Annotated in this window: 16 protein-coding genes and 1 tRNA gene; 9 read left to right on the forward strand and 8 right to left on the reverse strand. The window is 64.2% G+C overall.

Features of this window, described 5'->3' with window-relative positions; translation table 11 throughout:
• Positions 1-80 precede the first annotated feature (80 nt).
• Together B9A15_RS07660 and B9A15_RS07665 are read right to left on the reverse strand one after the other, a co-directional pair.
• A tRNA-Gln gene (locus B9A15_RS07660) sits at positions 81-154 on the reverse strand.
• Between the two features lie 463 nt (positions 155-617).
• The gene (locus B9A15_RS07665; protein WP_084409463.1) at positions 618-1928 is read right to left on the reverse strand and encodes an NtaA/DmoA family FMN-dependent monooxygenase; all 1311 of its coding nucleotides are present in this window, start codon (positions 1926-1928) and stop codon (positions 618-620) included.
• A gap of 165 nt (positions 1929-2093) precedes the next feature.
• Between B9A15_RS07665 and B9A15_RS07670 the strand changes: the two genes are divergently transcribed.
• Genes B9A15_RS07670 through B9A15_RS07680 form a run of 3 tightly spaced genes read left to right on the forward strand, consistent with a single transcriptional unit; the run spans position 2094 to position 4956 of the window.
• Positions 2094-2885 (forward strand): ABC transporter ATP-binding protein, encoded by a 792-nt coding sequence (locus B9A15_RS07670; RefSeq protein ID WP_084409464.1) that lies wholly within the window; start codon positions 2094-2096, stop codon positions 2883-2885.
• Positions 2882-3892, forward strand: a complete 1011-nt coding sequence (locus B9A15_RS07675; RefSeq protein ID WP_084409642.1) for a FecCD family ABC transporter permease — start codon at positions 2882-2884, stop codon at positions 3890-3892. The genes B9A15_RS07670 and B9A15_RS07675 overlap by 4 nt, the downstream gene beginning before the upstream one ends.
• Positions 3892-4956, forward strand: a complete 1065-nt coding sequence (locus B9A15_RS07680) for a FecCD family ABC transporter permease (RefSeq protein ID WP_084409643.1) — start codon at positions 3892-3894, stop codon at positions 4954-4956. The genes B9A15_RS07675 and B9A15_RS07680 overlap by 1 nt, the downstream gene beginning before the upstream one ends.
• An 18-nt stretch (positions 4957-4974) precedes the next feature.
• On the opposite strand, the gene B9A15_RS07685 is transcribed toward B9A15_RS07680, so the two are convergent.
• Both B9A15_RS07685 and B9A15_RS07690 read right to left on the reverse strand, forming a co-directional pair.
• Positions 4975-5946 carry an ABC transporter substrate-binding protein gene (locus tag B9A15_RS07685; protein WP_244556839.1) on the reverse strand — a complete coding sequence of 324 codons (972 nt, stop codon included), beginning with the start codon at positions 5944-5946 and terminating at the stop codon, positions 4975-4977.
• A gap of 205 nt (positions 5947-6151) precedes the next feature.
• Positions 6152-8257 (reverse strand): TonB-dependent receptor, encoded by a 2106-nt coding sequence (locus B9A15_RS07690; protein WP_084409466.1) that lies wholly within the window; start codon positions 8255-8257, stop codon positions 6152-6154.
• 397 nt (positions 8258-8654) lie between these two features.
• Between B9A15_RS07690 and B9A15_RS07695 the strand changes: the two genes are divergently transcribed.
• Both B9A15_RS07695 and B9A15_RS07700 read left to right on the forward strand, forming a co-directional pair.
• Positions 8655-9485 carry a siderophore-interacting protein gene (locus B9A15_RS07695; RefSeq protein WP_084409467.1) on the forward strand — a complete coding sequence of 277 codons (831 nt, stop codon included), beginning with the start codon at positions 8655-8657 and terminating at the stop codon, positions 9483-9485.
• A gap of 155 nt (positions 9486-9640) precedes the next feature.
• A complete protein-coding gene (locus tag B9A15_RS07700; RefSeq protein WP_244556840.1) occupies positions 9641-12568 on the forward strand; it encodes a condensation domain-containing protein in 2928 nt (975 codons plus the stop codon).
• Between the two features lie 28 nt (positions 12569-12596).
• On the opposite strand, the gene B9A15_RS07705 is transcribed toward B9A15_RS07700, so the two are convergent.
• The 4 genes from B9A15_RS07705 to B9A15_RS07720 form a co-directional block, all read right to left on the reverse strand.
• On the reverse strand, positions 12597-13115 hold the full coding sequence (locus tag B9A15_RS07705; RefSeq protein ID WP_084409468.1) for a type II toxin-antitoxin system YhaV family toxin: 519 nt from the start codon (positions 13113-13115) through the stop codon (positions 12597-12599).
• The gene (locus tag B9A15_RS07710) at positions 13112-13438 is read right to left on the reverse strand and encodes a type II toxin-antitoxin system PrlF family antitoxin (RefSeq protein ID WP_084409469.1); all 327 of its coding nucleotides are present in this window, start codon (positions 13436-13438) and stop codon (positions 13112-13114) included. The genes B9A15_RS07705 and B9A15_RS07710 overlap by 4 nt, the downstream gene beginning before the upstream one ends.
• A 100-nt stretch (positions 13439-13538) precedes the next feature.
• Positions 13539-14888, reverse strand: a complete 1350-nt coding sequence (locus B9A15_RS07715) for a condensation domain-containing protein (protein WP_084409470.1) — start codon at positions 14886-14888, stop codon at positions 13539-13541.
• A 21-nt stretch (positions 14889-14909) separates the two neighbouring features.
• Entirely contained in the window at positions 14910-19430 is a 4521-nt protein-coding gene (locus B9A15_RS07720) for an amino acid adenylation domain-containing protein (protein ID WP_244556841.1), read from the reverse strand.
• An 83-nt stretch (positions 19431-19513) separates the two neighbouring features.
• On the opposite strand from B9A15_RS07720, the gene B9A15_RS07725 reads away from it, so the two are divergent.
• From B9A15_RS07725 to dhbA, 4 genes are read left to right on the forward strand one after another with little or no spacing between them, the layout of a single operon-like run.
• Positions 19514-20713: an isochorismate synthase gene (locus B9A15_RS07725; RefSeq protein ID WP_084409472.1), complete on the forward strand. Its 1200-nt coding sequence runs from the start codon at positions 19514-19516 to the stop codon at positions 20711-20713.
• The gene (locus B9A15_RS07730) at positions 20713-22326 is read left to right on the forward strand and encodes a (2,3-dihydroxybenzoyl)adenylate synthase (RefSeq protein ID WP_084409473.1); all 1614 of its coding nucleotides are present in this window, start codon (positions 20713-20715) and stop codon (positions 22324-22326) included. Before B9A15_RS07725 ends, B9A15_RS07730 begins: the two co-directional genes overlap by 1 nt.
• Positions 22327-22376: 50 nt before the next feature.
• Positions 22377-23258 (forward strand): isochorismatase, encoded by an 882-nt coding sequence (locus B9A15_RS07735; protein WP_084409474.1) that lies wholly within the window; start codon positions 22377-22379, stop codon positions 23256-23258.
• A 13-nt stretch (positions 23259-23271) separates the two neighbouring features.
• Entirely contained in the window at positions 23272-24033 is a 762-nt protein-coding gene (gene dhbA / locus B9A15_RS07740) for a 2,3-dihydro-2,3-dihydroxybenzoate dehydrogenase (RefSeq protein WP_084409645.1), read from the forward strand.
• Positions 24034-24161 lie beyond the last annotated feature (128 nt).

A 24161-nucleotide genomic window follows, 5' to 3' on the forward strand; every position in this document is an offset into this window, starting at 1 on the left:
TGTGGACTGCGCACAAAACTGATACACACGAGCTTCTCGCCCGTTCACTAGGTAATTGATTTTGCTGCGGGAAAAATGAATGGCTGGGGAACCTGGATTCGAACCAGGACTAACGGAGTCAGAGTCCGCTGGTCTACCGTTAACCTATTCCCCAACAGGGTCGGCAGTGGCGCCGATGTGGGCTGTCATATAACGGCCAAGAGCGCGCCTGTGAACCCCCGGCAAGGGGAAAAATTCGTCGTTGGGCGTCTTTACGGATTTCGGTCTCATGCGAGGAAAAGAAGTCGATGCACGCGGCTACCGACAGATACCAACGGGGGTATGACACCGATTTCGGTTAATCAGTTCGGCCTGACCGGTTTCGCGCACGTTCGCAAATCGATTCAGCAGAGGGCTCAGGGCTCCTTCAGCTTTGCGCGAAGCGCGCAATCGTCGGCGTCCCCAAAGCCGTTCCCGAATTACGGGGCGAAATTCACTATGAGCTTCATGCTGTGAGTGATTTATTGCCGCATACCGCACACAAGATGTGAGTTCGAAAAGATGCGCCGAACCGGCTTCGTCGAAGACGGAGCGAAGGCATTTGAGGTCCGAAGGGTTCGGGATGAACCTGACGACGGTCAGCCCCGCAAGCCGAGATGATCGGCAAAACAGGTCCCCGAATAGTCTGTCCGGCAGAGGCCCGCTTGAGCGAGGCGGGGGACGAGGTCGCTCAGGAATTGATGCATCGATCCGGTCGAGCCGCCCGGGACGGCGACGAAGCCGTCAATGGCGTCGGCCGCGGCCCAATCGGCGATCTCGCGATAGGCGTCTTCGGGCGTTCCGACGATCCGCCAATGGGCCGATCCGATCACTTCGGGCCGCTCCAAGAGGTCGGCAAGACGGGGCTCGTCCCTTGCGATCAGCCGGCGCAGGAGGTCGGAATGGGTGCGGCTGCGGACAGTGGCGGGTGGCGGCGGAAGATCGCCAGCCTCGATGCGGCGATCCTCTGGCCAATGCTTCAGGTCAAGCCCCGTCATTTCGGCGATGGAGGCAAGCTTGCGTGTGGTATCGATCCGGGCATGGGTTTCGGTGAAAAGGTCTTCGGCTTCCTGGCGGCTATCAGCCAGAAACAGGCTGAGACCAGGCAGGATCCGTACGGCATCAGCGCCCCGGCCTGAGACCTCGGCGCGGCGCCTCAGATCGCTTCGCAGCTCGATCGCCGCCTCGCGGTCCGGCGTTGCGGCAAAGACCGCGTCGGCGACGCTGGCCGCAAAGTCCCGCCCTCGGTCCGAGGCGCCGGCCTGGACGATCGGGATGCGTGCGCCGTCTCTGGCCGGAAGATTGAGCGGCCCGGCGATCTGGTAGAAATCGCCTTCGAAATCGATCGGATGGACGCGCTGCGGATCGGCGAACAGCCCCCGCTCCCGATCGAGGGCGAGCGCCTCGTTCGGAAAGCTCTGCCACAAACGTTTGACCGCCTCGACGGCTTCGCTCGCGCGGGCATAGCGCTCATCGGTCGAGGGCATCTTGTCCAGACCGAAATTGTCATGGCCGTCCAGGGCGGTGACGACATTCCAGCCGGCGCGTCCCTGACTGATCCGGTCGAGCGAGAGAAGCTGCCGGGCGATCAGAAAGGGCGGATAAAAGGTCGTCGATGCGGTGGTCAGAAGACCGATATGGGTCGTTTCTGTAGCGATCGCGGCGAGGAGAATCGTCGGATCGAGGCTGGCAAAGCCCGGGCCTTTTTCAAGAGCGGCCCGGTCCAGATAAAGCGTGTCAGGACGAAAGACGAAGTCGAGCTTCGCCGCTTCCGCCCGCCGGGCGATATCCACGTAAAACGCGGTTTCAAAAAGATTTTCCACTCCGCTATCGGCCCGCCGCCAGGCTTCGCCACTCAGCCAGGTGGGCGAGAGCGACAGGCCGATATGGAGGGGGTTTCGTGCCGGCATGATTTGGTCTGTCCCGTCTCTGGTCGATCGTCTCTTGCATCGCGCTGTATTTATGATGAAAGAAATCGACTTTAAAAGCCCAGCCAAGGGGCTTTGAGTTTCGCCTTGTCCGGTTTCGACCGGCGAGGCGAAAGGCATGGAAACGCAAAGCGGAAAAGGGGTTTCATGATCGAAGCGCGAGGCCTCAGCGCCGCCTATGGCGACACGCCCGTTCTGTTCGACGTCTCGGCCCGTTTCTCCGCCGGCAGGCTGACGGCGCTGGTCGGGCCGAATGGCTGCGGCAAGTCGACCTTTCTCAAGGCGATCATGAATTTCGTGCCCGTGAGCGGCGGCGCCGTCACGCTCGATGGCGAGCCGATCTTAAAGATCGGACGGCGCAAACTTGCCCGGCGCCTTGCCTATCTGCCGCAGGAAAGCCAGTGTCCGGACTATATGACCCTTGGCGAACTCGTCGAGCTCGCCGGCTATTCGCGCTATTCTCTGTTTGGCGGACCGACGGAGGGTGATCGCGAACTCTTTCAAAAGGCCCTTGGCGTCGTCGGTCTCGAGGGTCTCGCCCATCGCCAGGTGAACCGGCTGTCGGGCGGCCAGCGCCAGCGCGCCTTCATCGCGATGATCCTCGCCCAGGACGCCGGGATCGTTTTGATGGACGAGCCGGTGAACCATCTCGACATGACCTATCAATATGCGACGATGAGCCTCGTGAAGGATCTCACCCGCGACCACGGCAAGACCGTTATTACCGTCCTCCACGATCTCAATCTGACCCTCGCCTTTGCCGATGATGTCGTCATGATGCGTGAGGGCCGGATCGTCGCGGCCGGGCCGGTTCGCGAGACGGTGACGCCTGAAACGGTCGGGGCGGTCTTCGATCTCGATGCCGACATCTTCGAGCGCGATGGGCGCCTCGTCTGCCTGCCGCGCATGGACGCGCGGTGCCGGACGCTCGCCGCATGAGACATCGCGGCGCCTTTCTCATCAGTGCGGCGGTGCTTCTGGTCGTGACGCTCTTTCTCAATCTGTCGCTCGGCGCGATTGTTATTCCGACGAGCACGATCCTGTCGGCCTTTCTCAGCTTCGATCGCCAAGACTATGCCCAGAATGTCGTCCTTTATCAGCGATTGCCGCGCGCGCTGATCGCCCTTTATGTGGGTGCGCTCTTCGCCTCCAGCGGCAGCGTGCTGCAGGGACTGACCCGCAATCCCCTCGCCTCGCCCGCAACCCTCGGCATCAGCGCCGGGGCCGCCGCCTTCGTCGTCGGCGGCGTGATGCTCTTCGATTTCGGCCTCGAAGCCCAAGGCTTTGCGGCCCTGGCCGGGGCGATCCTCGGTTTCCTGGCCAGCCTGACGATGGCGCGCTTCGCCGGCCTGTCGCGCGACCCGCGAGGCCTGTCGCTGATCCTGTCCGGTGCGCTCGTCTCAATGCTTTTGATCGGCCTTGCCAATGCGCTTTTGTTGTCCGATCCGTCCCGCCGAGCCGATCTCCTCAGCTGGATCAGCGGCAATATCAACCATGTCTATGCCGACCGGCTTTTTAGCGTCTGGTGGCTTGGGGCGGTGTCGCTTGGGCTGCTTTTCGCCCTGGCGCGGCCGCTGACGCTGATGTCGCTCGGGCGCGAGCAGGCCGCCTCGGCCGGTGTGAATGTGGACCTTGTGACGCGCCTGTCGCTCGCCGCCGTGATGGTCGGCTCGGGCTCGGCGGTGGCGATCTGCGGGCCGATCGGCTTTGTTGGTCTCGTCGTGCCCCATCTCGTACGCCCCTTTGTCGGCCAGGACCAGAGGCTGGGCCTGCCGGCCTGCGCGCTGACGGGCGCGATCGCCTGTCTCCTCGCCGATATGGTCGCACGGGAGGCCTTTCAGCCCTTCGTCCTCAATACCGGGGTGCTGCTCGATCTCCTCGGCGGGCTCGCCTTCCTTCTCATCGTCAAGCGCTTCTATCTGGCGGGTGGGGAAGCGGCCCGATGATCCGGCGCGCGCGAGCCCTCGACGGGCGCTCCGTCCTGCGGCTGGGCAATGGCTTCCAGATTCGCCTGCACAATCTCGCAGCCGCCCTGGCGCTCGGTCTTGCTTGTCTCGCACTCGCCGCTCTGGCGGTGAGCATCGGAGCGCAAGAGGTTGGCCTTGCCGATCTCCTGCGCTCGCTGACCGGTGAGCCGCTCGATCCGGCGAGCGCCTATGCCCTCTGGACGGTGCGCCTGCCCCGGATCGTCGTCGGCTTTCTCGCCGGCTGGGCGGTGGCCTTGTCCGGCGCGGTGCTCCAGTCGCTTGCCCGCAATCCGCTCGCCGATCCGGGGCTCTTCGGCCTCAATCAGGGCTCGATGGTGGCGATCATGCTGCTTCTGGTCTTCCTGCCAGCCGCGCCGCGCGAGATTGTGCCGCTCGCCGCGCTTCTCGGCGGTCTTGGCGTCGGTCTCCTGTTGATCTGGCTTGTCGGCGGGGCCCGCTCCGGCGGCCTTGCGATCCTTCTCATGGGGCTCGCGGTCGAAACGGTGCTCTCCGCGATCACCTCGATCCTCATTCTCTATACGCCGCCTGAGACCTCCTATGGTCTGTCGGCCTGGCTCGCAGGATCGCTGTTTCAGGCGAGCTGGTCGGGCGCTGCGGCCTTTGCGCCCTGGTTCGCGGTCGGCGTGATCGGCATTGCGGTCTTCGGCCGAAGCCTTGCCGTCTATGATCTTGGAACTGATATGGCCCGCGCGATCGGAGAGCCGGTCACCCGCTCCCGGCCGGTGATCTTCGTCTTTGCCGTTCTGATGAGTTCGACCGCCGTCAGCGCCGTTGGTCCGCTGACCTTTCTTGGCGTTCTGGCGCCGCATCTGGCGGCTTTCGTCTCCCCCGCCACGGGTCGCGCGCGGCTGGTCCTGTCGAGCCTGATGGGCGGCGCTCTTGTCATTGCTGCCGACGGCCTCTTGCGCGGCCTGCCATCGACGATGGCCCTGCCGATCGGCCTCGCCATTACCCTTGTCGGCGTCCCGCTCTTCATGATCACGTTGCGGCTTCGAACCTTACGCCGGCTGCAGGCGCCGTGAGATGACCGCCGCTTTCCGTCACCGGCCTTTTTCGAAGGCTTCGATCGCATCCAGCGTGTGGAGCGCGCTGGCGATGGTGGGGGTCGCGACCTTTGCGGAATCGAGATAGAGGACGCGCCCTTCCCGCGCCGGCTTCAGGAAGGACCGCCAGCCCGGCATGATCGTGTCAAGCCGGGCTTGGGTCGCTTGGGGCGAGCGGTCCGCGACCGCGTAGCTGTTCATGACGACGAGAAGATCGGGATCGGCCATTCCGAGAGTTTCCGGGCTGAGCGGAACGGAAAAGAGGGTGCCGGGACCGGCGCCGGCTTCCGTGCCGCTAAGATCGGCACGGCGAAAGCCCAGATCCTCGATCGCCTGAATGGCGCCCGACATGTCGCCGACGAGATTGAGCTGGTCGTTGGTGATGATGGCGAGATAGATCTTGTCCGCTCCGCCCGGTACGCGCTTTGCGACCTCCGCGAGCCGCGTCTCGTAGGTCTTCAGCCTTTCGGCATAGGCGTCTTGCCGCCCGACGAGATCGGCGAGATCCTTCTCGACGCCGAAGCCATGAACCCGGCCAGTGCTGACGGTTTGCAGATAGGTCGGCGCGATGGTCGAGAGCTGCTCGGCCTTGTCGACATCGCGTTCGGTGCCGATGATCAGGTCCGGGTCGAGCGCCCGCAGCCTTTCCAGATCGATCCGGCCGAAGGGGCCGAAGCCTTTCGGCTTGGCGCCGCTTTGCCCCATGACGGTGTCGATGAAATCCACCGCCGAAAGGGGCGAGCCGTCATCGGCCCGGCCATAGCTGCCGACGGGTTCGAGGCCGAGATCGATGAGAGGCAGGCCGAGAAGCGGCTCATGCATGACGACGACGCGCTTCGGCTCGACAGGAATCTCCACCACCCGTCCGGTATCGTCCGTGACCTGCCGGTCGGCTCCCCGTGCCGCGAAAGGAGCGGCCAGCAGCGCGAGCAGAACGGCGGCAAGAGGAACAAGCTTCGAAGGTCGCAATGCTTGGGTCTCCCATTCGGTCATCGTTCGAAAAAGGGGAGCGCCGCACTGGCCCTGAAAGACCCGTGCGGCGCGCTGACAGGCTGGAGGCCCGATCGATGATTTTGTTAGGAAAGGACCAAGTTGCCCTTTCCTAAAAGGCCAGAGAAACCAGAGGCCTGCTAATATCCGGCCGGTCCTCACCGAACCGGCTGAACCCAAAGGATCAGAAGGAAACCTTCAGGCCACCGCCGAATTCGCGCGGCGGGACGACCGGGCCTTCGTAGCCCAGAATGGTGCGGCTATAGCGAAGGAAGGTCGGGCCCTCTTCGTCGAAGATGTTCTTCACATAGCCGAACAGCTCGACCTCCTCGCGCGGCCGGAACTGAACCCTTGCATTGGCCACGGTGAAGCTGTCGATGAAGGCGTCCTCGTCGTTCACATCGTCGGAGAAGTAGCCGTCGGTGTGGCGCACATCGCCGCTGAGGGAGAGATTATCGAGAATGTCCCAGCGGGCCCCGAAGGCGAGCGTGTAGTCGGGCGCGCGGCCGAACTCCTTACCCTTGAGACTGACCGCCGCCGGATCGGAGATTTCGTCGATCTCGGTCTTCAAGAGGCCGATCGATCCGTTGAGGGTTAGGACGTCGAGAGGCTTATATTCGGCGCCGAGTTCAAGGCCGTAGGAATGGGCTTTGTCGGCATTGACGGTCTGCGCGAAGAAGCGGTCGACATCGCTGACGAGATAACGCTGGGCGTCGTGGAGATCGGTGTAGAAGAGGTTGGCGTTCACCGAGAGCGTATCGTCGAGGAATTTCGCTCGGGTGAAGAGCTCGTAATTCCAGGCCGTTTCCTTCTCGTAAGGCGCGAAGGTGTTGGTGACGAGATTCAAGGTGACGCCGCCCGGATTGTAACCCCGGCTGATCAGACCGCCCACCGTGACCGTGTCGGTGACGTCGTAGGCGAGGGAGATCTTCGGGAGGAAGGCGTCGAAACTGTCGTCGTAATCGACCGGCGTCAGGACGCTGCCAACGCGCCCGGCGAGCTCGGCAAAGCCCTCACGCTGCAAGGCGTCGCGCTGATAGCGCAGGCCGCCGGTAAGCACCCAGCGCTCCAGGAATCGATAGTTCAACTCACCGAAGACGCCGAGACTGTCGCGCTTATCTTCGAACCGGCTGACATAGGTCGGTCGCGAAGACCGGTCGGAGAGATAGAGCGTGTCGGTCTCGTCGGTGTTGCGATAGTAGATGCCGCCGACGCCGCTCCAGACGGACTCCTCGGTGCCGAAGGTCAGACGGGCTTCGTTGGAGAAATCCTGCGATTCGATTTCGGCCGACCCGCTGTTGAAGGGCGCGCTGAGCCGGTCCGTCTCAAGATCCGAATATTGGATCTGATTGGTGAAGACGAGGTCGTTGCCGAAATCATAGGTGAGATCGCCGATGACCGTATGGGTCTTCTGGTCCCAGATCGGATTGGTCAGCGTGTCGCTGTCGCGCTCGTCGAAAGGCTCCGTCGCCGCTTCCCAGGTGGGCCGGTCCGAGCCGACATATTGATAGGTCAGCTTGGCTTCGAGACCGGGGATCTCCGCCGGTTGCCAGAGGAGCTTGGCCCTTGCGTTGCGGGTCTCCAGATCCTGGTCGCCGGCGCTGGCGAAGGCCGGATTGGTGTAGTCGATGAAGTTGTCGCGGGCGTAGTAGTCGATCGCCACGCGTCCGGCCAGATCCTCAAGCAGCGGCGAATTCAGCATGATCGAGGCACGGCGGGTCTCCAGGCTGCCATATTCGACCTGCGCAGCGGCCTGGCGCTCGAAGACCGGGTCCTTGGTGTTGATGACGATGGCGCCGGCGATGCTGTTGGCGCCCTGGCTGATCGTCTGCGGACCCCGGAAGACCTCGATCGAGTCAACATCCCAGATCGGCGTCGAGGAATAGACGAGTTCGTAATAGCTGAGATTGTGGCCGTCGAGGCTGACCGTGGCGCGCGGCGTGGTGCCGCCGAAAAAGGCGTTGGCGCCGGAATTCGGACCCTCGCTGTCCTGGCCGCGGATCGTCGGGGCCGAGCCCTGGCCATAGTCGGCCGGGATGACGACATTCGGCACGCCGGCAATGATCTCGTCGACGCTCGCCGCGTCGACCCGGGCGTCGATCTCGTCTTCGCCGAGCACCGTCACCGAAGAGGCTGTCGTCTTCAGACTGCGCTCGAAATTCTCGCCGGTGACGATCACCGTGTCGAGATCGATCACCTCCTGGCCCGACGCGCTTAGCGGCGCCAGAGCGCCGATCACCCCTAGGCTTGCGCCGATGAGCAGGCGCGCCCTCAATCCGTTTGACATCATGTCCCCCTACGCATTGGCGACATGTGATGGCCGCCATAAAACTAGACAGGATGAGTCATGATTCAGTTCGGAGAATCAAGAGCAATTGTGCCTTTTGCGTGGCAGCGCCGCGCTCCCTGTGTTGCATTTGCAACTTTCATGCTCCGCTTAAGCAACAGTTTAGAATTGGAATAAAGCAAGACTGGTTTCGTGAAGAGACTGGGCGACGATGCTCGAGTTCCCACTGATAAAAATGGATATATGATATCATATTATCTTGCCGGACTGCGATCCGACTGATACGCAGCGTCGAAAAACGCCCGCGCCGCTTGGCCGTGCAAGGGACCTTTTGCAGATTGCGTCTGGCCGGCGAGGCCGGTTCGCGGCTCGATCTCAAGCATGAAGGAGAGGAGCACCGATGAGCGGGACAGCAACCCTTGAAGCCCCCCATTTTCCCACGCGTCATCGCCACGAGGTGCGGCTGCGCCGCTTGACCCTCCGCCGTCTGATCGACCTCACCCCGACGATGCGCCGGCTCACCTTCGGCGGCGACGCGATGGAGGGCTTTGTCAGCCTCGGCTTCGACGATCACGTGAAGATGTTCTTCCCCGCGCCGGGCGAGAGCGAGCCGCGCCTGCCGAGCGTCGGCCCGGACGGTCTCGAAATGCCGAAGGATCCGCCCAAGCCGATCGCGCGGGACTATACGGTTCGCAGCCATGATCTGTCGCGCGGCGAGCTCGATATCGACTTCGTCCTCCACGACCATGGGCCGGCGAGCGACTGGGCCCGGTCGGTTCGCATTGGCGATCCCGCATGGATCGCCGGCCCGCGCGGCTCCTTCGTCCTTCCAACCGATTTCGACGCCTATCTCCTCATTGCCGACGAGCCAGGCTTTCCGGCGGTCGCGAGGCGACTGGAGGAGCTTCCCGCCGGCGCCCAAGTTACGGTGCTTCTCGAATGCGCGGGGCCGGAGGGCAAGATCGGCCTTCGCACCGATGCGGATGCGCGTATCGTTTGGGCCCATCGCGGCGGCGCCGAGGCTGGCGACAGCGACGCGCTGATCGAGCAGGTGAGAGGCCTCGATCTTCCCGCGGGCGACGTCTCGGTCTGGATCGCCTGCGAGTCGGCGATCGCCAAGCGCCTGCGCAGCCACCTCGTCGCCGAGCGCGGCCTGAACCCGAAATGGGTCCGCGCCTCAGGCTATTGGCGCCGCGGCGACAGCGGCGTTCATGACCATTTCGACGATTAGGGCGTGCTGCGGAAAATCCGCATGATTTTCCGCTGAAAGAATCTTGAAAAACAAAGGCTTCGAGAAGAATTGCGATCCCGATTCATCGCATTTCGCACTCAAGGCCTGAAGCAGGACCGTTGGCGGTCGAGCCGGGACACGGAAGGGAGCAAGCTGTGACGACGGAATTCGATCGATGGGCCATGAACGACCTCGCGCTGGTCGAGGATCGGCAGGAGACCGGAGGCGAACGGTTCGAGGATGGCGGCGCGCCGCAGATTGCGGACGCGGACGAATCAGTGCCAAGCGCCGATGAGGAGCGCGTCTGGCTCGCCCAGATGCAGGAGCCCGATCGCGTGATGAAGGCGGCGCGGGCGGTCCATCTGACGGGCGCGATCGATTCCCTGCGACTGGTCGAGGCCGCTTCGGCCCTGTTTCGAGCCGAGCCAAAGCTTGGGGCGCGCTACCATTTCGAGGATATCGGGCTGGTCCGCCGGTTTCATGCCGAGCCCGCCGAGGGCGCCGTCGAGATCTTAAGAGCGGACGCTATTGATGAGGCCTGCGGGCTGATCTGCGAACGGCAGAACCGCGCCTTCGATGCCGAGCGCGAACCGGCGCTGGCGGTTCTCGTGATCCTTCTTCCCGATGCGGTCGTCGTCGGTGCTCTCTTGCACCGGATCGCCTTCGAAACCGCCTCGGTCGATACGGTGCTCGCCAATATCGCCCGGATCATGGATGGCCGGGCGCCGACATGGCCCGAGGCCCGCGCGGGCCTCGATCTCGCCGCGCCGCTCGAGCGTCCGGCGCCGATTGCCGGCATCCGAACCCCATGCCCCGCCCCCCTCATCCGCTCCGGGGAAGGCGAACTCGATCCTCGGCCTCGCGCGCAGGTCTTCCAAACGACCCTCGACGAGAGCGCGTTGGGCGCGGCGCGGGATCCCGTGGCGGTGTTTTCCGTCACCGCCGCCGCCTTTGCCCGGCTTGTCCTCGATCTCGGCGGGCGGGAGGCGATCGATCTGCGCCTGCCGGCGGGGCTTCAATCGGAGGACGCAGCCGATCCCAAAACGGTGGGCGTCGTGATCGAGCAAGGACACTCGCAAGCCGAGATCGCCGACAAGGTCAGCGCGGTCCTCTCCGGCCGGGCGGGGGAGACGCGACGCGATGACGGCGCAATCCGCCCCCTCGTCGCCGTTGCTCATCGTCCGTCCGCCTCCGATTGTTTTACCGTCAAGGGCATCACGGCCCGCCGCCTTTCGCTGCCCCATCCGGATGATCCGGGCGAGCTGCGGCTTTCCATCGGCTTCGACGCGGATCGCCCCGGCGCGATCGACATCGAGCTTGCCACCGATCCTCTCGTCTCTCGCTTTGCCGGCGGGTTCCTGATCGAGCGTCTCGTTGACCGGCTCATCGGGCAAGAGGCGACCGGCCTTTCGCTGGAGTGGGCGGGTGCCCCACCGTCTGCCGAGGAAGCCCCGAAAATTGCAGCATCGCCGCTCGCGGAGAGACCGACGTTCCTTTCGAGCACCTCGATCGAAAGCCTGATCCTCGCCGAATTCCGCGAGGCGCTCGGCGCGGCTTCCATGGGGCCAGACGATGATTTCTTCGATTTCGGCGGTCATTCGCTGATCGCAACGCGGATCATCGGCCGCCTTCAGGGCGAACACGGGATCGAACTGCGCTTCAACGATCTGTTCTCGCATCCGACAGCGGCGGGTCTTGCCCGTCAGGCGACGGTGATGGTTGTCGCCGAGCCTGAAACGGCATCACAGCCTCGGCCATCGACCATGGCGGCGCCCCTCTCCCTCGCCCAGGCCTCGCTCTGGAAAGCTTATGCGGCCTTCGGCTTTGGCGAGATCTTCAACCTGCCTTTCGCACTCGATTTCCTGCAACCCGTCGACGAACGGGTCTTCGAGCGCGCCTTTCTCGACATTCTCGAACGCCATACAGGCTTGCGCACGCTGTTCCGGTCCGAAGGCGAAGAGGTTCGCCAGCATGTCGTCCCGATGGCGGAGCTTTCCCATTACAGATGGTTCTGGACGAGCGAAGACAGCGCTGGCATCGACAGGCACGATGAGGCGGGGCATCATTTCGACCTGTCGCGCGAGTTGCCCCTTCGCCTGCGCTTCCTCAGAGATCCCGGGACCGGCCGGCAGACCCTCTCCTTTCTCTTCCATCACATCGTTCTCGACGAATGGTCGGTGAATCTGATGATGGACGAGCTGACCATCGCCTATCGCGCGAGGGCCGAAGGCAGGGCGCCGCATTTTGCGACGACGCCCCGGCCCTTCCACGAATTTGCCGAAGCGCAGGCGGCGGCGGGCATCGACGAGCGGGATGTGCGCTACTGGACCGACAGGCTGAACGACGCCCCCCAAGGCCCGCCGCTCGCCAGGCTGAACACCGCCGAGGATCAGACCGGGGATAGCTCGCCTGCCGGCGGCTGGGTCGAGATCAAGCCGTCGCAAACCGTCTGCGAAGGGCTCTATGCCGTTTCGAAGGAAAACAGCGCCTCGCTCTTCAACACCGTCTATGCGGCGATCGCGGCGGCCCTTGCCAAGCTCGGCGATCTGGACGACCTCGTCATCGGCACCTCCGCGTCGGGGCGCACCGACCACAGCTTCTTCGACACGGTCGGCTATTTCACCACCGTCGTCGCCCATCGCTTGCACTTCGACGCGGATCTGACCATCGGCGCGCTGATCGAACAGGCCAAGCTGACGGTCAATGAATCGATGCCCCATACCCATATTCCGATCGACATCGTCGAAGAAGCGCTCGGCATGGCGCCGGGGCGGGACCATCTCTTCGGCGTCTTCATTCAGATCCACGCCAAGAACAAGCTGAACGGAGCGCTTCGTGCCGCCGACGGCGGCGAAATCGAATTCCGGCAGGTCGATCCCGAACGCCACGAATCCCTTCTCGGCCTGCAATTCGAGGTGATGGAGGAGACGATCGGCGGGAGACGCTCGATCCGCGTCCTGATGAGCTATCGCGCCGACCAGTATGGCCCCGATCTGGTCGAGGCCGTCAGCCGGACGACCGGAGAAATGTTCGAGCGCTTTGCCGGGCCGGACGCGTCGGGTGTGAGGTTGCAGGATTCTTAAGCGGGATCAGCCCGGTCGGCATCATGGACTAGCGATCAGGCGCAGCCTTCAGACCTTTTTCGAATCGCTCCGCCGCCCTCGTCGCCTCTTTCATCCGTGTGTCGAAATTCTCCGGCGGATTGCCATCATCCAGCATTCCCTTGAAGGTCGCATAAGCATCGGTCCTGCTGCCATATGCCCGCAAGGTCTTCTCGTCGTTCACCCATGCAAGCACGATGACCTTTGCCTCGCCGCTGAACCGGTAGAACAAGCGATATTGTTGAAAGAATTTTGCTCGGAACCAATGCTTCCGGTCATCGCCTAGCGTGCCCCCCTGCCGAAAGGCGGGAGCGCCCGGATCCGTTGGTATGACCTCGGTCGCGAGTTTGACGATGGCCGCCAGCCGCTTCGTGCAATTCTTCCGGCTCCAGTTTTGGGGATCGCGCAGCTTACGTTCTTCGACCTCCTCGATCAGCCCTTCGAGCTGGTCGAGAAAGACCGGATGCGCATAGATCGACCATCCATTGACGACGAGCGGCGCTTTCACTCGCGCGGCATCGCTCGTCATTCATCCTCGATCGACAGCGGCTCATCGAGATCGACGGCCGTGTCTGCGACTAACGATTTGAGACGGTTGTACAAAGCACCGTCGAACGCCTGGAGTTGTTCCGGATGCGCCTTGATGTCGGCTTCGAGAAAAGCGAGGAATGAACCGAGCGCAGGATCGTCCTCCTCGGCCCGTACGGGCTCGATATAGACCCGGCCATTGGCGTCGGTGCAGTAGCGAATCCGATCGCCTTTGCCGAGATTGAGCTGCTTGCGCACCCCACTCGGCACGGTCGTCTGATACCGATCGGTGAGTGTCGAAATATCTTGAGAGACGGTGCTCATCGCGGTCTCCTTGGGAGGGCCCGTTGGCGAGACGCTCAAGGTAATGCATTTGCATTACCCCATCAAGCCGGATGGAAAGGCGTGCCTTTTTGGCCGAACGTCAATCCCCTCGCCAAATCGCTGATCCGACAGGCCCGTCCAGCGCTTCGACCGTCAGCATCTCGGCCAGAAACTCCGGCAATTCGCGCTGCCAGCGCTCGAAGGTCTCTGTGTCGGCCGTGGCTATATCGGCTTCCATTTCGAAGGTGAGGCCGGTGCCGTCCTCCTGGCCCCGGAAGGTGAGCGCGAAGCCTTCGGGAAGTCCGGCGGCCTGGACGTTGCGTGTCACATCGCAGCCGGGAAATATCGGCGGATCGAAGGGCAGGATATTGATCAGCGGCGAAAAGAAGAAGCGGCTGCCGGCGGGCACGCCGCGATCGAGGGCGATCTGTTCGACCCGGTAGCGTCCATGGCTGCGCAGCGTCTTGAGGAGACCTGCAGAGCGCGCGAGAAACCGACGAAGGCCCTCGCCGGGCTCGGCCGTCAGGAAGACCGGCAGGATATTGACCAGCATGGCCGGCATGTGGGCGCCGACGCTGCCCCAACGGCTCATCAGGGGCAGCCAGATCATGAAGGCCTCGCTCCGGTGCCGGGTTTCGGGCTGCGGCAGTTCATGGCGGAGATAAAGACCCGACAGAAGCGTCAGGAGATCCGGCCAGGCCATCGTGAGTTCGCCCGCGATGCGCCGAAGCTGCGCCGCCGTTTCCGGCACCAGCTCGTGGCAGCCATAATGGGCGCCGCCCGACAGATAGTCCTCGGCGCCCTTGTGAAGCACACGGAAATTCACCGCGCCCGCCAAGGACTTTACCCAGTGCTCGCGGTCGGCCTGAAAGCGCCGGCTCGCCCGATAGGCCTCCTCCTCGGCGATGAAACGCTTAAAGGGATGAAACGGATCGCCCGCCGGCAGGCCGGCGCTGAAATGGCCGTAGAGTTCCCCGAGCCGCTTTTCGATGAGGGCGATCCCATAGCCGTCGAGAACGGCGTGATGGGTCCGCAGATACCAGACGAGATGGTGGGGCGAGAGCCGGAACAGCGCCTGAGCCGAGATGCTGCGCCCCTTCAGATCGATGCCCCGCCCGATATCGGCCTCGATCAAGCGCTGGGCCTCGGCCGCCGGATCGTCGGCGCCGCTTAGATCGTGGACGACAAGTTCGGGGCGAAGCTCAGGGTTCACCCGCTGGAGCGGCGGTAAGTTCGGGCCGCGATCGCGAAATTCGAGCGAGAGCACGTCCGATTCCGCGACCACCTGCGCGATCGCCCGTTTGAGGGCATCTTCATCGATCGGGCCGGTGATGTCGAGAGAATGGGCGACCGTCGAGACGACTTCGTTCGGATGGAAGGTATATTCCTCCCACAGGTCGATCTGCGGCAGAGTCAGCGGCATCCAGCCGTCTGCGCTCGGATGGGTCATCGGTCTATCCTGTGAATGGCGTCAGGCGAGGCTTTTCCGGCCCGCCCGGGCGGCGCTGAGAAGCGCTTCGGCTTCGGCGAGCGTCCGGCACGTCAAAAGATCGCGCGGCGCGATCTCGATGCCGAAGCGCTGGGCGATCGCCTCGCTCAAGGGTTTCAGGTGGGAGGGAAGAAGCCCGGCCGAGAGGAGATTGGTCGAGGCCTCGAGCGGCTGTTTGGGCTTCAGAACCGCGCGGTAGATGGCCGAAAGACAGGCCTTGCCCTCGAGGGGAGGCGTGTCGGTTCGCTCGATCGAGGCAGATGGATGTCCGCACCCGCCTTGTTGCTCCAGCCAGTCCCGCGCGCGCTTGCGATCAAGCTTGCCATTGGCCGATAGCGGCAGATCGCTCACCGCCAGATAGCGGGTCGGGACATGGGTTTCGGGCAGGCGGCTTCGGGCAAAGGCGCGCAGATCCGGCACCTGCGGCTCCGCGCCGGGACGAGCGACATAAAGAAGGCCGAGGGCGCTCGCGCCGCTGCGCTCGTCGCCAAAGTCGATCGCGGCGGCGCGTGTAATGTCCGCATGCGCCAGCATCTCGTTTTCGATGTCGGGCAGCGACACGCGAACGCCCCGGATCTTCACATAGCCGGCGATGCGCCCGGCGAATTGGATCGAGCCGTCGGCCAGAAGCCGCCCGGTGTCGCTCGTGCGAAAGGCCCGTATCGGCTGACCGGCCTCGTCGACGATCCCGACGAAATCGCTTTCGTCGAGTTTCCCGTCTCGAAAATAGCCGAGGGCCAGATTGACGCCCGCCGTATGAATGCGCCCCGCGACACCCGGCGGGACGGGCTCGCCGGCCTCGTCCAGGAGATCATAGCGATTGCCGGGCAGAGGCCGGCCATAGGGGATCGGCCCCCAATCGCCCGGCCCGATCTCGTGCCAGATGCTCCAGATCGTCGTCTCGGTCGGCCCGCCGAGCGAGATCAGTCTCGCATCGGCAAGGAGTGAGCGAAGCTCCGCGATGGTGGCGGGTTTGATGTAGTCGCCGCCCTGGGCGACGAGCCGCAGCGAGGCGAGCTGGCGCGCGTCTTTCCGGCAGGAGAGCAGCATTTCCAGGATCGCCGGCACCGAGCACCAGAGCGTCACGCCATGTTCGGCAACGAGCTCGCACCAGCGCACGGCGTCCTTTTCCGCGCCGGGCTCGGGCAGCACCAGCACCGCCCCGGCGCAAAGGCAGCCGAAGACATCGAAGACCGACATGTCGTGGTGGAACGGCGTCACCGAGATGAAGACGTCATCCGGGCCGACGCGCCAGTTGTCGAGCGTCGAGCCGATGACATTGGCGGTCGCCCGGTTGCAAAGGGTCACGCATTTCGGCGCGCCGGTCGTCCCCGAGGTGAAGAGATGATAGGCCGGCCCTTCGCCGAGGGACAGAGAGGCGAGCCGCGAGCGGATTTCGCCGAGGTCGCCCGCCGCATCGGCCGCGCCAAGGCTCTCGGGCAAGACCGTCGTAAAGCCCTCGATTGGCGCGGAGGCGATCACCAACGCAGGATTGCAGGTCTCAAGGAGCTGCTGCAGCCGCTGGTCCGGCGATGCCGCATCGATCGGCACCCAGACCGCGCCGAGAAAGGCCGAGGCGAGAACGCTGGCAATATGATCCGGGCTTCGCGCCAGGACGATCGCAACCCTGTCGCCGGGCGTAACACCCCGGGCGCGAAGACCCGATATCATCCGCGCGACCCGCGCGCCCAAGGCGCCATAGGTGACGCGCTCGCGGCCAGAAATCAGCGCGACGCGATCCTTCGGGGCCGAAAAGAGATTGTCCGCGATCCGTTCCAGAAACGGCAGCTTGGACGGTGCAATCTCGGGATCGGCGGGCAGGATCGGATGAAGCGGCACCCCATCGCGGGGGAAAAGCGCGAATTCGCCTTTCTCCGCAATCGCCGTGAAGGCCCGGTCGACCGCCCGCAGAATGTCGTCGATCATGCTCCCCTCGACGGCCGCCACCGCATGGTCGATGTCGAGGCGCAGATCGCCTTCCGGCTCCAGGGCAAAACGGATGTCGATGGCAACTTGCGGCGTCGAGGTGAGGCCCGAGCAAAGCCGCATCGGCGCCTCAGGTGGAAGCACCGGCCAGCCGAGCCCGTTGGTGATGACGATCGGCAGCGGCGGCTGGCCCTTGCCGGCATTCATTAAAAGCCGAGCGATATCGACGCCGGAAAAGGCGAGATGGTCGAGACCTTCCAGAATATCGGCCTGGAGACGCCCTCCCCTTTCCGCAAGCGCCATGGTGCCGCTCGGCCAGTGGGCAGCGATGAAGCTCGATCGGTTGGCGAAAGCGCCGCCGGTTTCGGGCGCGACGGGAATGGCGACGACACAGTCGCCGGCCTCGATCCAGCGCGACACGACATCGAGCACGATCGCCGTCAGCACCGTATTCTTGAAGAGCCCCCTTTTCGCGCCGAGCCGGGCGACCCGTCTGAACCGATCCTTCTCGATCGTCAGCGTGCGGCGTTCAAAAGGCGACGAGGCGATGGTTTCGAGCGACTTCAACCAGGGCAGGCTGGGCGCGCTCTCGATGCCGGCGAGCTTTTCGGCCCAATAGGCGGCATCGGCCTCGCGCCGTCCCGGCTCTGTCGGCACGCCGATCGGATGCCCGCCTCCCCGTCCCGTCTTCGCGGCCGGGCCCTCCAGCGCCAAGGCTTCGTCATCTGGCGAAAAAAGCTCCACCATCAGCGCGGCTATGGCATGCCCGTCGAGGATCAGCGCATCGAAGCGGGCGAAGACGGCGACGGGCTCCGTTCGTCGGTCTTGGCTCTCCTTCGCCGCATCCGCATCCTCCGGCAAGCGGAACAGGGCGATCTCCCAGGGCGAGCGTTCGAGAGAACAGATCGACCTTGCGAAGGTCTCGCGCCGTCTGTCCAACTCGGCCATCGCCTCGACTGGCCCATGATCCCGCAGATCGACGATGTTCAGATTGAGCTCGGCCGCTTCGCGCACCCGCGCTGTCAGCTTTACCGGATCGATCAGCGTGCGCAGCGCCGGGTGGCGCTCGACAAGGATGCGAAGCCGCTCGCGCAAGGCCTCGACGTCCCAGCGTCCGCGATAGTCGCGGAACTCCTGCATGGCGACGCCGCCAAGCGGCAGCTGTTCGCTGCGCCCGAGAATATAGGCCTTCTGAAGCGAAGACAGCTTGGATTCCATGACGCCTTCCCCGTGATCCACGCCGGTCCCGCTCCCACCGCCCGCGCGGGGCCGGCGGTCGATCGGTTCCTCCACCGCGGCGGGCGCGCGGGCGATCCGGCGAAGCATTGCGCAATAATCCTCGAACAGGGCCTCGACAGGCGCGCGCTTCAGGACGTCGAAACGGATGTCCCAATTGATCAGGAGCCCCGCGCCGGTCTCGGCGATCTGGGCATCGAGGGCGACCTGCGGCCCTTGCGAGGTCGCATAGGCGAGTGTTCCGAAAACGCGGGCGACACGATCCGAAAAGAGTGCGCCGGACGAAAGCCCGAGGCCGGAGGTGAAGACGACGGGCGAGACGTCCATCCGCCCCGACCGGCGCGAAAGATCCCGCATGACGGCAACGCCCGGATAAGCCGAATGCTCGATCGCGCTCAGCAATTCTCCTGAGACCTGACGGGCGAGATCGGCAAGCGTCGCAGCCTGCATCGTGTCGATTGCGACGAGGAGGACGTTGGAGAACTCGCCCACGATCCGTTCGACAGCCGGAAGACAGTGCTCGCGCCAAAAGCTCGGTACGCTCAGGCGAAATCGACTTTGCCCGGTCATCCTGGCGAGCGCGAGAGCGAAGACGGCCAAGGCCAGCGATGTCGCCGTCACGCCGATCCCGCGAGCCGCCTGCCGGATCGACGCATAGTCGTTCCGGCTCAATTCGGCGGCAAGGCGGTCGGTTTTAACAGGATTTAAAGTGTCATGTTTTATCGCGGAAAGATCGACGATTGGAGGCAGGGTCTCGCGCCGCTCCGCCCACCATTCCCGATCGCGATTCCGCTTCGCCCGATGCTGTTCGTCGCTCGACATGGCATCCAGAACGTCGAAAAATCCCGGGGTCTCCGGCAGCGCTCCGCTATCCGGCTCTTCGACGAAATAAGCCAGATCGTCCATCAGGATACGAAGGCTCGGCGGGTCGATCGCGGCCATGTCGGTATCAATGTGGAAGCGCGTTCGCTTCTCGGCAAGACGCGTAAGGGACACCGCACAGGCCTCACCGTTTGAGAGGTTGGCCCGGCGGTTCGTCCAGGCAATGCGCTTATCGATCAGATGCTTGGCGGCCTCAGCCGGGCCAAGGTCCCGCCAGTCGTCGAGCGTCAAGACGGACGGTCCCTTCGGCTCGGCGCAGCATTGCCGGCCATCCTCCGTGATTCGAAGGCGCGTCATCTCATGGCGCTCGAACAGTCGTTCAAGGGCGCTTTCGAGGCGCTCGGCGGTCAAGCCGGCGCCGTCGAATTCCACATAAAGATGGGGCGAGACCCGCCCGAGGGCGGACCGATCCTGACGGCTAACCCACTGCGCCGCCTGCATTTCCGATAATTCTCGCATTGCACCCTTGGCAAGGTATTTAACTTGAGTATTTTGGTCATATAACAAATCACCAGACATGACCACCACGAGGTAAGCAGTCCATGAGCGTCGCATCGAAGACCCTGGTGCCGGCTCCCGCCCGGCATCCGGCCGCGCCGGGATTTGCCCTGACGACCGGGGGCAGACGGCTGATCGCTCGCGGTCTGGGAAGCCGGGTTCTGACGCCGGCGGCAGGCGGCGAGCATCCGGACAGCACCTTCCAGAGCGCTGTTCGCGACGCCTTCGCGCAGGCCCACGCCGCCGGGCAAGACCGCCCGATCCTCGTCGGCGCGATCCCCTTCGATCTCTCCCAGCCCTCATCGCTTTACGTCCCAGCCGAGTATGAATGGCAGGATATTGGCGAGGATACCTCGCCCGACCATGAGGCGCCGCCCGTCCCGGCGCTGCTGTCGCAGAGCAGCCAGCCAAGCGAGGCCGACTATCAGCGCATGGTCGAGCAGGCTCTGTCCCAGTTCGGCCGAAGCCCGCTTCGAAAGGTCGTGCTCTCGGTCATTCGGGAACTGCGCTTCGATGGCCCGATCGATGTCGACGCGTTGGCCGCGCGCCTGAAGCGCCTCAACGCCACCGGTTACCATTACCGCGTTCCGCTGCCCGGCGGCGGAGATCTCGTGGGCGTCACGCCCGAATTGCTCCTTCGCAAGCGGGGCGATGCGATCGAGACCAATCCGCTAGCGGGGTCTGCGCGGCGCGACCCCGCCGACCCCCTTCAGGACAAGGCGATCGGCGCGGCGCTGGAGCGCTCGAAGAAGGATCTCTACGAGCATCGCCTCGTCGTGGAGGCGATCGGCGCGGCGCTCGCGCCTCATTGCCGCGAACTCGACATTCCAGCGGGGCCCTCGCTGATCCAAACCGCCAAGCTCTGGCATCTGTCCACCCGCATCGCGGGCCGCGTCACCGATCCTTCGATGAACGCGCTTCAACTGGCCTGTCTGCTGCACCCGACCCCGGCCGTCTGTGGACACCCACGGCAGGAGGCGGTCAATCTCCTGCGCTTCGTCGAGCGTTTCGATCGCGGCCCCTTCGCCGGCATGGTCGGCTGGTGCGACGAGAGCGGGGACGGCGAATGGCTGGTGACGCTCCGATGCGGCGTCGTCGATCGCGACCGGGTGCGGCTCTTCGCCGGCGCCGGCATCGTGGAGGGTTCCGAACCCGCCAAGGAGTGGTCCGAGATCGAGACCAAACTTTCGACCATGCTCACCGCCTTCGGCCTTGACGACGGCAACCGCCCGGAGAGACCGTGATGTCCGTTCCGTTTCAGCGCTGGCCGGACGAGCTCGCCGCCCATTATCGCGCTCGCGGCTATTGGCTCGACCTACCGCTCACGCGCATCCTCGACGCGCAGGTCCTACGGCGGCCCGAGGCGCCGGCGATCTTTTGCGGCGAGCGGATGTTTACCTATGGCGATGTCGAGCGGCTTTCGTCGAATCTCGCCGCTCGCCTTGCGGAACGCGGCCTCGGAGCCGGCGATACGGCCCTCGTTCACCTTCCGAACGTCGCCGAATTCTATGTCGTCTTCTTCGCGCTCCTGAAGGCGGGCATCGCGCCGCTCAACGCGCTCTTCAGCCACCGCCGGCTGGAGATGACGGCCTATGCCGAACAAATCCGGCCCAGGCTTCTGATCGGCGCGCGGCAGAACCCGCTTTTCGGCGACGACCGCTTTGTCGATATGTTGAAGGCGGCATCGCCCGGCCTTGAAACGGTGCTTTTCCTCGGCGGCGAAGACGCGCCGACCAGCCTCGAAGCCTGGACCGGCGAGCCGGCGGGCGAGGATCTCTCGTTTCGCCCGACGGCGGCGGACGAGGTCGCTTTCTTCCAGCTGTCCGGCGGCAGCACGGGAACGCCCAAGCTGATCCCGCGCACCCATAATGATTACGACTATAGCGTCCGGGCAAGCGCCGAAATCTGCGGCCTCGACGAGACCACGCGCTTTCTCTGCGCCCTGCCCGCTCCGCACAATTTTCCGCTGAGTTCGCCGGGCACGCTTGGCGTCTTTCATGCCGGCGGCTCCGTGGTGATGGCGCCGAACCCTGATCCCGCCATCTGCTTCGATCTTATCGAGCGCCACGGCGTCGACATGGCGGCGCTCGTCCCCTCGGCGGTCACCCTCTGGCTGCAGGCGGCGAAGGCGGATGCCGGCAAGCTCAAGAGCCTGAAGCTCGTTCAGGTCGGCGGGGCGAATTTCTCCGAAAGCCATGCGCGGCAGGTGCCCGATGCGTTCGGCTGCCGGCTTCAGCAGGTCTTCGGCATGGCCGAGGGCCTCGTCAATTACACCCGCCTCGACGACGCGGACGAACGGGTCTTCACCACCCAGGGACGTCCGATCAGCGAAGACGACGAGATCAGAATCCTCAGCGAGGACGGCAGGCCCGTTCCGAATGGCTCGCCGGGCATGCTCGCAACGCGCGGCCCCTACACGGTTCGAGGCTATTTCGAAGCGCCCGAGCACAATGCCACGGTCTTCGACGCCGAGGGCTTCTATTATTCCGGCGATCTCGTGATCCGCGACGCGGCAGGCTATCTGAAGGTGGTCGGACGGGTGAAGGATCAGATCAATCGCGGCGGCGAAAAGATCGCGACGGAAGAGATCGAAAACCTCATCCAGCGCCATCCCGGCGTTCGCCTCGCCGCGCTTGTCGCCATCGACGATCCGCTGCTCGGCGAGAAGAGTTGCGCCTTCGTCGTGGCGAGTGACCCGGCGCTCAAACCGCTGGCACTGAGACGCCATCTCGCCGCTCTTGGGGTCGCCGACTACAAGCTGCCGGACCGGTTCCGCTTCGTCGACGCGCTACCGCTGACGCCGATCGGCAAGACCGACAAGAAGGCGCTGCGCGCCGCGCTCGCCGAACCGGCCTGAGCGCCCGGCAAGCCGCCAATCCACCTCGCAAAGACCTAAAAGGTGCCCCGATGACGATCCCGACGATCGCCACTTATGCCATGCCGCAACCAGCGGAATTTCCCAAGAACAAGACCGCCTGGCAGCCCGAGCCGGATCGTGCCGTCTTTCTCATCCACGACATGCAGCGCTATTTCCTGCGCTTCTACGATGCCGATTGCGATCTCGTGCGGAACTTGATCGCCAATCTTGCCGCCGTAAAGGGCTGGTGCGCCGCGAACGGCGTTCCCGTCGTCTATACGGCGCAGCCGCACGACCAGCCGGCCTCGGACCGCGCCCTGCTCAACGACATGTGGGGGCCGGGCCTGACCAAGGCCGATCCGGCGCTGCAAAGCGTCGTTGCGGGGCTCGAACCTGGCGACGGCGATATCGTTTTGACGAAATGGCGCTACAGCGCCTTCCAGCGCTCCAATCTCAAAGCCATGATGGCCGAATGGGGCCGCGACCAGCTTCTGATCGGCGGCGTCTACGCTCATATCGGCTGCATGGTGACGGCGCTCGATGCCTTCATGAACGATATCCAGCCCTTTGTGATCGGCGATGCGCTCGCCGATTTCTCACGCGCCGAACACGAGATGGCCCTGACCTATGTGGCGACGCGTTGTGGCGCGCTCGTCGACACCGCGGCGCTGGTCGGGGCGGGCGAGGAGAAGACGCTCGGAGACTGGCTTGAGGCCCGCATTCTCTCGCTGATCGAAGACGAGACCGATGCGATCGACGAAACCGAGAATCTCATCATGTACGGCCTCGACTCCATCGCCGTCATGACGATTGCGGCCGAACTCAAGGCGCGCGGCGTCTCGGTCGGCTTCGACGAACTCGCCCGTATTCCGACTCTCGCCGCCTGGCGCGAGCTGATCGACAAGAAGCGGACGCAGAGCCTTGCAGCCTAAGCTCGAGGCGCCGATGACCGCGCGGGAAAGCATGGGATTTGCGCAAAAGCGCGTCCTGGTGACGGGCGCCGCGCGCGGCATAGGCCGGCGGATCGCCGAACGCTTCATCGAAGAAGGCGCAACCGTCATCGGCCTCGATCGGGTGGTCGGGGACGAAGCGCCCTTTCCGCTCATTGAACTCGACGTGGCCGATGCCAGCGCCGTAGAGCGTGTCTGCGATCGCCTGAAGGGCGAGGACGAGAGGCTCGACATACTCGTCAACGCCGCCGGCATCCTGCGTCTTGGATCGGCGGAGGCGCTGTCGCCGGACGATTTCTCGACGACGATGGCCGTCAACGCCGCCGGGCCGTTCCATCTGATGCGCCAGTGGATTGCGGTCTTCAAAGCCCAGCGTTCCGGGGCGATCGTCAACATCGCCTCCAACGCCGCCCATACGCCGCGAATCGGCATGACCGCCTATTGCGCCTCCAAGGCGGCGCTTGCCAGCCTGTCGCGCTGCATCGGCCTCGAACTCGCCAGCTACGGTGTGCGCGTCAATCTGGTTTCCCCAGGCTCGACCGACACGCCCATGCTGGCCGGCATGATCGCCGATGAGGCGGACCGCCAAAGGCTCATTGAAGGTCTGCCCGACCAGTACAAGCTCGGCATTCCCTTGCAGAAGATCGGGACGGTCGACGAGATCGCCGAAGCCGTGCTGTTTCTGGCCTCGGACGCCGCCTCCCACATCACCTTGCAGGACATCGTCGTCGATGGCGGCGCGACATTGGGCGCGTGAACCACCGCTCCAAAAATGCTCGCGATCGGTAGAAGCGCCTCGACCACATTCGTGCGCCCCGATTGCCGCGAGTGACGGAGATTTATGAATTCGCGTTCAAAATCATGGCAAGGCTCTGCGTCATCGAG

The organism is Fulvimarina manganoxydans (assembly GCF_900176465.1).
GTDB classification, from domain to species: Bacteria; Pseudomonadota; Alphaproteobacteria; order Rhizobiales; family Rhizobiaceae; genus Fulvimarina; species Fulvimarina manganoxydans.